Annotated in this window: 10 protein-coding genes; 3 read left to right on the forward strand and 7 right to left on the reverse strand. The window is 57.6% G+C overall.

Going from position 1 to position 9,277, the window contains the following annotated elements; genetic code table 11:
- The first annotated feature begins 147 nt into the window (after window positions 1–147).
- The gene (locus HZA03_12290; protein MBI5638735.1) at window positions 148–1,182 is read left to right on the forward strand and encodes a hybrid sensor histidine kinase/response regulator; all 1,035 of its coding nucleotides are present in this window, start codon (window positions 148–150) and stop codon (window positions 1,180–1,182) included.
- Between the two features lie 12 nt (window positions 1,183–1,194).
- Here the strand turns inward: HZA03_12290 and fliN are convergent, their stop codons facing one another.
- The 4 genes from fliN to HZA03_12310 all read right to left on the reverse strand — a co-directional run bounded on the left by fliN (window position 1,195) and on the right by HZA03_12310 (window position 2,614).
- Complete coding sequence (gene fliN, locus HZA03_12295; protein ID MBI5638736.1) at window positions 1,195–1,563, reverse strand: flagellar motor switch protein FliN; 369 nt, start codon at window positions 1,561–1,563, stop codon at window positions 1,195–1,197.
- Window positions 1,560–1,922 (reverse strand): DUF1844 domain-containing protein, encoded by a 363-nt coding sequence (locus tag HZA03_12300; protein ID MBI5638737.1) that lies wholly within the window; start codon window positions 1,920–1,922, stop codon window positions 1,560–1,562. The genes fliN and HZA03_12300 overlap by 4 nt, the downstream gene beginning before the upstream one ends.
- Before the next feature lie 12 nt (window positions 1,923–1,934).
- Entirely contained in the window at window positions 1,935–2,159 is a 225-nt protein-coding gene (locus HZA03_12305) for a DNA-directed RNA polymerase subunit omega (protein ID MBI5638738.1), read from the reverse strand.
- Window positions 2,160–2,221: 62 nt separating this feature from the next.
- Entirely contained in the window at window positions 2,222–2,614 is a 393-nt protein-coding gene (locus tag HZA03_12310; protein MBI5638739.1) for a TraR/DksA family transcriptional regulator, read from the reverse strand.
- A gap of 267 nt (window positions 2,615–2,881) precedes the next feature.
- Here HZA03_12310 and HZA03_12315 point away from each other — a divergent pair, with 267 nt between their 5' ends.
- Together HZA03_12315 and tmk are read left to right on the forward strand one after the other, a co-directional pair.
- Window positions 2,882–3,100, forward strand: a complete 219-nt coding sequence (locus HZA03_12315) for a hypothetical protein (GenBank protein MBI5638740.1) — start codon at window positions 2,882–2,884, stop codon at window positions 3,098–3,100.
- 80 nt (window positions 3,101–3,180) lie between these two features.
- Window positions 3,181–3,810, forward strand: coding sequence for a dTMP kinase (gene tmk, locus HZA03_12320; GenBank protein MBI5638741.1), 630 nt, complete (start codon window positions 3,181–3,183; stop codon window positions 3,808–3,810).
- A gap of 40 nt (window positions 3,811–3,850) precedes the next feature.
- Here tmk and HZA03_12325 read toward each other — a convergent pair whose 3' ends face one another.
- From HZA03_12325 to HZA03_12335, 3 genes are read right to left on the reverse strand one after another with little or no spacing between them, the layout of a single operon-like run.
- Complete coding sequence (locus tag HZA03_12325; protein ID MBI5638742.1) at window positions 3,851–5,569, reverse strand: NAD-dependent malic enzyme; 1,719 nt, start codon at window positions 5,567–5,569, stop codon at window positions 3,851–3,853.
- Window positions 5,570–5,591: 22 nt separating this feature from the next.
- Window positions 5,592–5,969 (reverse strand): hypothetical protein, encoded by a 378-nt coding sequence (locus HZA03_12330; GenBank protein ID MBI5638743.1) that lies wholly within the window; start codon window positions 5,967–5,969, stop codon window positions 5,592–5,594.
- 2 nt (window positions 5,970–5,971) lie between these two features.
- Complete coding sequence (locus tag HZA03_12335; protein ID MBI5638744.1) at window positions 5,972–9,073, reverse strand: Hpt domain-containing protein; 3,102 nt, start codon at window positions 9,071–9,073, stop codon at window positions 5,972–5,974.
- Window positions 9,074–9,277 lie beyond the last annotated feature (204 nt).

The raw sequence follows: 9,277 nt of genomic DNA on the forward strand, positions 1-9,277 counted from the left end.
CCGGACGATCTGAGGAAGAAGGCTCATGGTCATTTGAAATCGCTACAGCGCAACCAGAAAAAGGTACGCTCGTTCTTTGACGAGCCGAATGTACGTTATGCCGCATAATCATGTCGCCTTACTAACGACTTCCTTAGTATCTCCCTCGTGTCGCACGACATGCGCGGGCCGTTGGGGAGCGTGATGGCCCTCCTGGGGATGCTGGCGGAGAAGGCACGGTATAATCTGGACGAGGCGAAGCAGGCGGAGTTAGTGTCGAAATCGCACAAAAGCCTCGGCGGCCTTGTGGATATGATCGATCAATTGCTCGATTTAAGCCGGCTGCAAACGGGCAGGCTATCGGTGATAAAAAGGCCCATCGCGGTGCGCGATCTTGCCATCTCCTCGTTTGGGCATTACGCCACGCTCGCGGATAAAAAAGGGATACGGTTTGTCAACGAAGTTCCCCCCGGCATGAAGGTCTTCGCCGACGGCGCGCTTATTTCCGAAGTGCTGAATAACCTTGTTTCGAACGCCGTGAAATTCTGCCGCGAAGGCGACAGCGTTACCGTGGGGGCCGCCGATCCCCACACCATTATGGTGAAAGACGGCGGCATCGGCATACCGGCATCGATCCTGCCCGATTTGTTTAAACCGGAGGTGAAAACCACCACTATCGGGACAGGCGGCGAAAAGGGAACCGGTTTGGGGCTTCCCTACTGCAAAGAGATCATGGTGGCGCACGGCGGCGCTGTAACGGTGGAATCGGTTGAGGGGTGGGGGGCCGTTTTCTCCATCCGGTTCGCGCCGGTGCGGCCGGTTGTTCTGGTGGTGGACGATCAAGAGGTGCAGCGCGCCATTATGAGAAAGCATATTCTGGAAATGAAGGATGTGGAAATCATCGAAGCTGCAAACGGGCTGGAGGCGCTGGAGATTTTAAAAACCACCGAGGTCGTGCTGGTGATTACCGACCTTGGCATGCCAGTGATGGACGGGTTTACCTTGCTCACGGAGATACGGGGAAATCCGCTGCTGCAAACGCTTCCCGTTATCGTTAACAGCGCCGTTTCCTCTTCCACGGGGGTCAGCGGCGAACTGATCGACGTGCGGCGCAAGGTGTTTGAATTGGGGGCGGACGATTTCATCGCCAAACCGATAGTGCCGGAAGACTTTATTCCGCGCATTATCCGCTACCTCGGCTGAGCGGACGGCGGTTCAGGCGTTTTGGCGGATGATTTCCATCGGATCGATCACGTCGGTCACGCGGATGCCGAACCGTTCGTTCACCACCACCACTTCGCCGCGGGCGGTGAGCAGTCCGTTGATGTAGATTTCCATCGGCTCTCCCACCAGTTTGTGCAGTTCGACGACGGCGCCGTCTTTCAGCTTCAGTATTTCGCGGACGGTTATTTTGGTGCGCCCCAACTCGGTGCTGACGGTCAGCGGGATGTCGAGGTACTGGTCGAGTTCCTTCGTGATGGAGGCGAGCGCGTTTTTTTCCTCTTCGGTCTTTTCGCTGACCGCCCGGTTCTCTTCTTCCAGACCCTCTTTTATTACTGGCCGTTCTTCATCGTCCACCGTCAGGCCCCCTTTTTCATTTCTTCAATATACCGCATTCGCAGCTCATACAGAACCGAATCAAGCAGGTGGGTCTCGTCGGCGTCGAGGTTCCCTTTGGTTTTCTCGGCGAGGATTCCCAGGATGTCTATCGACTGTTTGGCCAACTCAAGGTTGCGCGGGATAAGGCCGGACACCGGGTCGGTATAGCCGCCCAAGTTCATGGCGGCGGAGGTGGAAAGGGAAAGGACGAAAGTGGAGAAATTGATCGCCGGGGGTGCGTTGCGCTTGCCAGCCTCGGCGGCGTGGGCGTCCCGCCCCGCGGTCTCTTCGGCACCGGCTGTCCGGCGCCGGTCGTTTATGGTGAAGCTTTTGTCTTCAGCCATTCCGGTATGGAATTAATCCAGGTGTTCCGCGTTTAAGGTAAGGGTTTGGCGCTCCTCGACGATATGCTTGATGGCAATCTTGCCTTCAACGATTTCCTTAAGCGAAATGTCGAACAGGGAGAGACCTTCCGATTCAACCATCGGCTCGGCGCCGCCTTGCAGTTGGCGCATGCGGTGAACCATCGCGTTGACGAGGAGATAGCGCTCCGGAACCGCGGCCAGCGCTTTTGCATACATCTTTAAATCGAACATTTTGAATCCTCGCAGTGTTATAAGGAAGTATACCGTAAAACGGGGTGTTATTCCAGTTTTCCGAATTGGAACCCGCCGCCGGGAGCGCTTTCCTCGGCGTTTTTCTCCATCTCGGTCTGGCAGTCGATGCAGTATTTCACAAACGGCCGCGCCTTGAGCCGCTTGGTTTCTATCTCCAGTTCGCAGTTTTCACAGATACCGTACGATCCCTTGTGGAGTTTTTCAATCGATTCATCGATGAGGATGATTTCCCGCGATGCGCGGTTGCGGATCGTCATCGACATTTCCTGCTCGACGACCGATTCCGCGATATCCATATCGTCGCCGTGCCCCAGATCGAGGTTTTCCAGCCCCTTCTGGCCGGTGTGGCCTTCCAGCGCGACTAACTCGTCCCTGCGCTTCAGCAACGCACCCATAAGGTCTTTGTACTCTTTCTTCATTTACGCTAGTCCTTTACCCTATTGTTTTCGGTCAACTTGCGGCTGGTGGAACCGCCGTTCCCGGTTAGGGACGCGCATATGCGCGCCAAGAAACCGTGTAATTATGCCATATTTTTTTTTGAAATCAACGACAAAGTTTATTATTTTATAAACCGGCGACCGCCTTCCTTAAATTAACATGCGGGCGTTTTTGAACCCTTTTTCGAGGCGTTGCCTCTACCCTCTCAACGGAGATATTAACAACTAAAGGAAAAGCGGGGAATACCAATGCTCGATAGTGCCAGTTGGCCGCTTTTGATTTTGTTTGCCGTCTTGATGGCGATTGCCCCCTGGCCGATGGGGCCGGAGCCGCACCTCATCGAAAAGCTGCGGATGCTTACGCAGGGAACGCTGCGAAAGCCGATAGACATATTTGACCTTTTGCTGCACAGCGCTCCGATAGTCTTCATTATCGCAAAAGCGTGGAAAGATTTCGGCTCCGCTTAATCCGGTTTTGAAAGGGCCGGGCGGTGCCGCCGCGCGCATTTTTTTACCGGTACCGGCGTTTGGCGGTATAGAATCGCCCCATGTGTGTGTGGAGTGATGACCGGAAGAAGGGGTTGTTCGTCCTCATCGAGGGGCTGGACGGAGCGGGGAAGAGCACGCAGGCGCAAAAGCTGGTGGAACGCTTCCGCGAGGCGGGGTACGACGCGCTCTACCTGAAAGAGCCGACCAACGGCGTGTGGGGCCAAAAGATACGGCAGATAGCCGCAAACGGGCGGGACGGCGTCACCCGCGAAGAGGAACTCTCCTATTTCATCAACGACCGCGAGGAAGACAGCAGGCAAAACATCATTCCCGCCCTCACGGCGGGCAAGATCGTGGTGATGGACCGCTATATTCCCAGCAACATGGCATATCAGGGGGCGCTCGGCTTTGACATAAAGGTCATCGCGGAAATGAACGGGCATTTTCCCCAGCCGGATATAACCTTTTTCCTGGACATCAAGCCGGAAGAGGGCCTTAAACGGGTGGAAGACCGGGGCGGGGCGAACATCGGCTTCGAGAAGATCGAATTCCTGAATGAGGTTTACCGCATATTCAACGGTCCCGGTTTTGAGATGATGATACGCATCGACGCCAAGCAGGCGATGGATACGGTCGGCGATCAGATATGGAGCCGCGTATCGCCGTTACTCAACCAGCGGGGGCTGTAGCCCGCCTTTTTCGCCCCTGTTCCCCAACCGGTGCGACTGGCTATTTGCCGAGCCGTTTGTAGTTGGCATAGGTGGGGAGCCACATCAGGTCGCGGATCACTTTTTCCGGATCCGAGCCGTGGGCTGCTTGCGCCACGCCATCTTCCACCGCCCGTTTGTACACGGCCACCGCCACTTTATGCGAAACCTCGAAGATGTCCTGCACCGGGGGAAAGATGATCCGCGCCGCCAGCCGCTCTTCCGTTACGCAGGCGGCCAATGCGTGGGCCGCGGCGGTCATCATGCCATCGGTGATCTTTCGCGCTTTGGCCACCAAAGTTCCCAGGCCGAGGCCGGGGAAGATGAAAGCGTTATTTCCCTGCCCCACCTCCATCTCGCGTCCGTTCACCGTGACCGAGCCAAAGGGGGAGCCGGAGGCGACGATGGCCCTGCCATTTGTTTGCAACAGAACCTTGCGCGGGTCGGTTTCCGATTTCGATGTGGGGTTCGATAGGGTAAAGATGAGCGGTTCGGGGTCATTGGCCATCATCAGGTTGACGATCTTTTCGTCGAATGCGCCGGTCTGCCCCGAAACGCCGATAAGGACGTTGATCCTGCCGTGGCGGATGGTTTCGGCCATCGTCAGTTCATGCACGTTGTCGCGTATCCAGCTTCCGGTGATCCGTTCCGGCTTGGCGAATTCCTTTTTATATTCTTCCAGCCCTTCGCGCCCGGCGGTGACAAGGCCGGCGCTATCCACCAGAAACACATGGTCACAGGCCTCTTCATGGCTTAAGCCGGCGTTTTTCAGGCCATCGCGTATCTGCCGCGCGATGCCGCCGCCGGCGGCCCCCGCGCCGTAAATCAGATAGCGGTGGTCTTGCAGGGTTTTCTTTTTTATTTTCATCGCGCCGAGGATGCCCCCCAGCACCACCGCGCCGGTTCCCTGCACGTCGTCGTTGAACGAAGGAAGGGCGTCGCGGTATTTGTCCATATTGGTGAAGGCGTTCTGCTTGGCGAAGTCTTCCCACTGGAGGACGGCGTTGGGAAAATGTTTCTTCACCTGTTCCACGAAGTTTTCGATAAAGACGGCATATTCGTTGCCGGTGAGCCGCCAGTGGCGGCGGCCCAGATAGAGCGGATCGGCGAGGAGTGTGCGGTTGTCGGTTCCCACATCGAGGCAGATCGGCAGGCAGGCCGAGGGATGGATGCCGGCCGCCACGGTGTAGAGCGAAAGTTTGCCGATGGGGATCGCCATGCCGCCGACCCCCTGGTCGCCAATGCCTAGTATCGCCTGGCTGTCGGTGACGACGATGATCTCGACATCCTTGGAGGGGAGGTGTTTGGCCATCTCGCCCATATTGAATACGTTGTCAGGGGTGATGAAGAGGCCGCGCGCGTTGCGGTAGATATGCCCGTGTTTTTCCACCGCTTCGCCGACGGTGGGGGTGTAGATGATTGGCAGCATTTCGCGGATGTTCTGGCGCAGCATCGCGTAGAAAAGCGTTTCGTTGCGGTCCTGCAGCGAGCGGAGGTAGATGTACTTCGAGATGTTGCTGGAGCAGGCGTGGTAGCTTTCAATGGTGCGCGTGAGTTGTTCCCCCAAAGTGGAGATGTGCGGCGGCAGCAGGCCGGAGAGGCCGAAATCCTCCTGCTCGCGCAGGGAGAATGCGGTTCCCTTGTTCAGCAGGGGATTGTGGATCACGTCCTGCCCATACTTGTCGACTTCAATCGCGTACTCGCCATGCTTGTCCAGCCGGGGCTTGTAGGTCATGTTCATCGGTTATCCCTTTATATTGCGGTCATTTGCTGCGCGGCAGCTCCGGTGTGCGGGGTTGGCCGGGGGGACGCGGCTTTTCCACCGTGGCCTGTTCCGGTTGACGCGGCTTGCGCACTTCACCCGGGGCGGGGCGCTCGTCATTGAATTGATGCGTGACAACTGGTTGATTTTGCGGGACGTTTTGTCCGCCTTTTTTGGCGGATGCCGCTTTGCTTGGCGCGGGAGTGGTGGTGGCGCCGCTCGCGTGTATTTTGTCATCTTTGCCGCTTTGAGGCGTATTGGCGCCGCTGATATGGGTTTCAGTGCGGGCGCCGCTTATGCTGACCTGTTTTTTTTCCGCATGCGCGCCGTCGGCGGCGGCCAACACGAGCACGGTAAAAAGCAAAACCGGTGGCTTCATAGTTACCCTTCTTTCATGCTGGTTGCCGGCTGCTGGCGTTGCCGCCGGCCGGCATCTTCAATGATTTGTCCCACGTCAAGGATCAATGCCACGCGGCCGTCCCCCATGATGGTGGCGCCGGAAATGCCGGGCGCGTCTTTCAGCATTTCGCCGAGGTTTTTAATCACCACTTCCTGCTGCCGTTTGAGGTCGCTCACCACGAGGCCGAGGCGTTTTTCCGCCAGCCCCACCACCACGATGAAAACGGAGTTCCTCCGCGCGCGGCCCACTCTAAAGGGTATTGCCGCGGCGGATGGTAAAACGGGTTCCGTTGTTTCCGCCGGGAGGGGCGCTTTGCGCAACGGTTTGCGGTCCAGCATGAACAGTTCGTCCAGCCGCGCCAGCGGCAATACCGTGTCGCGCAGGGTGATCATCTCGCGCCCGTTCACCATCCGTATATCTTCCACGGCTATACGGAGCGATTCCGCCACCGAGGAGAGGGGGATGGCGAAGGTTTCTTCCCGCACCCCGACGATGAGGGTTGGAACGATGGCGAGCGTCAGCGGCAACCGGAGCCGGATGGTGCATCCCTTGCCTTTTTCCGAGAAGATGTCGATGAGCCCTTTGAGTTTGACGATGTTTTTTTTAACCACGTCCATTCCCACGCCGCGGCCCGATACCATTGTGGGAACGGCGGTGGTGCTGAATCCGGGTTCGAAAATGAACTGAAGCATCTCTTTTTCGCTGGGTGTGGCGGCGGCCGGATCCAATAGCCCCTTTTGCACCGCAATATCCCGTATTTTTTCAATATTCATGCCTTGGCCGTCGTCCGACACCTCGATGATGATGGTGTCCCCTTCGTGATAGGCCTTCAGCGCGACCTGGCCGGTTTCCGGTTTGCCGGCGGCGCGGCGCTCATCGGGGGATTCGATGCCGTGGTCGATGGCGTTGCGTATCAGGTGGATCAGCGGATCGCCCACTTCTTCAATGATGGTTTTATCCAGCTCCGTATCTTCGCCGACGATGGACAGGTTCACGGTTTTTCCCAGCGATTTCGCCATATCGCGCACGATACGCGGGAATTTGTTGAAGGCGTTGCCGATTGGCACCATCCGGATCGACATCACCATATCCTGCACTTCGTTTATGTGGCGCTGGAAAAGCTGGTTGGTGTGGGTTAATTGAACGGCGAGGGGGTCGGCCGACAGACGTTTGCGCATTTCGGCGCTTAATTGTTCCAGCCGCGTGCGGTCGATCACCAGTTCGCCGATGAGGTTCAGCAGCTTGTCCAGCCGTTCGATATCGACGCGGATGGTATTGACCGCCCTCTCCTTGATCTTTTTCTCCGCTTCGGCGGCGGAATTTTCGCCGGCGGTTTCCATGTCATGTTCCATGGACAGGGGGGCGGTGGCCGGCTCTGCCTGGGCCGCGGCCGCCAGGCGGTGGGGGGCGGCTTTGGGGGTTGTCTTTTTGCATAGCACTTCACGCAGGTCTATTTCCATAAAGCGGGGGAGCATGGCGAAGCGGGAATTCAGTTGCTCCCGCGAAATATCCGTGGCAAGGAGGAAGTGAAAGCCGATGCCCCATTTGTCGGCCTCGTAGCGGAAGATTTCAGGAACCCCGTCGATGAGCGGAATGCTTACCAGTATGTCGCCGCTTTTTTCCACAACGGGGACGATGGAGAGCGGCTCGTATCCCGACTTCATGGCATCTTCGCCGAAACGGATGACGATTTGATAGATGGCGCGCCCCTTGTCGTATTCCTCGGCGATCAGCGCCTGTTCGGCGGGGCTTAATTGTTCCACCACAGCGGGATCCAGCGCCGACAAGGCCAGCACTTTTTGCAGTTCTTCCGGGCTTCTTTTCGTTTTTCCCACCAGGGCATCCAGCCGTTTCAGGTCGGCAGTTACCGTCACACCGGTTTCCTTGCGCAGCTTGAGCTCGTCCAGAAGACGCCGCAGCTTTTCCATGCTTGCGGCCACCGCCTCGAAGAGTTCGGTTCCGGCGGTGACCCGTTGATTTTGGATTTGACCGAAAATGCCGTCAAGCTTGCCAGCCAGCAGCGCGATTTTGTTAAAGCCGAAAAGGGCCGCCTTTCCTTTATAGGAGCGGAAGATGTCGTGAATCTCCGCGGCAATATGGGCGCCAGCCGGATCCCGCTCCAATTCCAGCAGGGCAAGGTCGATCTGGTCAAGGTGGTCGGAGGCGGACTTGATGAATTCCTGTATCAGCGTTTCGTCCAACTGCGCCAGAATTTCATTGAGCGTCCGTTGCTCCGGCTCCTCCGGTTCCGGCGGTTCGGTTTCGGCGGCGCCCGCGGGGGCGGCGGCCCACCCCTCTTTTAGTATCGATACCGGATCCATAAAAATTTCGCGGACAACGGCGGGGGGGCGGTCGGAGCCGAAAATGAAGCGGCAGTTGACGGTTCCGCTGGCGCCGGGAATATGCTCCACGGGGGGCAGCGCGGTGATGAGCATGCCCGCCTGTTCGATGTCGTGGAATATCGGCAGGCGGTGAATTTTTTCGAGAGGCGTCCCGCCGGTAAATTCTTTGCCCAGTTCGTAGATCCAAAGCCCGGCGGTAACGGCATCCTCCAGCATGGCCAGGTCTTTTTCCCCCAGCGTTGCGGCATTCAAGGATATTCCCATATCCGCGGGGCTGATTTTTTTCTTCTCGCGGCCCTTTTTTTGGGGGGTGGCCACTACTGCCGCTTTGCCGCCGAGGAGCGCCTTGTCCATGAGCGCCATCGGAGCGCCGATCTCCACGCCCTTGTCGGCGCCGCCTTCGCGCACGGCGGCGATAAGTTTTGCCAGCGCATCCGCGGCGGCGAAAAGCGCGTCGATGATCCCGGCGGTTATCGGCATCTGTCCGTGGCGTATTTCCCCGAAGATGTCTTCCATCCGGTGGCACAGCCGCTCGATGTTCTCGAACTCCATCATTCCCGCCAGCCCTTTCACGGTATGGGCCGCGCGGAAGAGGGAGTCTATCTTTTCCCTGTTGGGGGCGCCGGCGGCGGCGCTTTGTTCGATATTGAGCAGACAGGCGTTGAGGGTCTGGAGGTGCTCTTCGGCTTCCTCGACGAACTCGTTTATGAAACCGGAAAAATCGGGCGCATCCATCACCATAACCTCAACCTCTTTACTGCCTTATAACCTCATTACTATAGCGCAAAACCGGCGGGAAACGGAATGTGCGGGAACGGCGGCGAGTGAACCGCATTCATGATTGGGAAAGGCTTGTGCTCCCTTGCTGAACGGCGGTTTTGGGGAGAAAAGGCAAACCGCCGGCAGGTGGAATTTCAGCGGATTAATATGGAGCGGGAGACGAGA

This window comes from Nitrospinota bacterium, from assembly GCA_016217735.1.
Taxonomy (GTDB): Bacteria; Nitrospinota_A; UBA7883; order JACRGQ01; family JACRGQ01; genus JACRGQ01.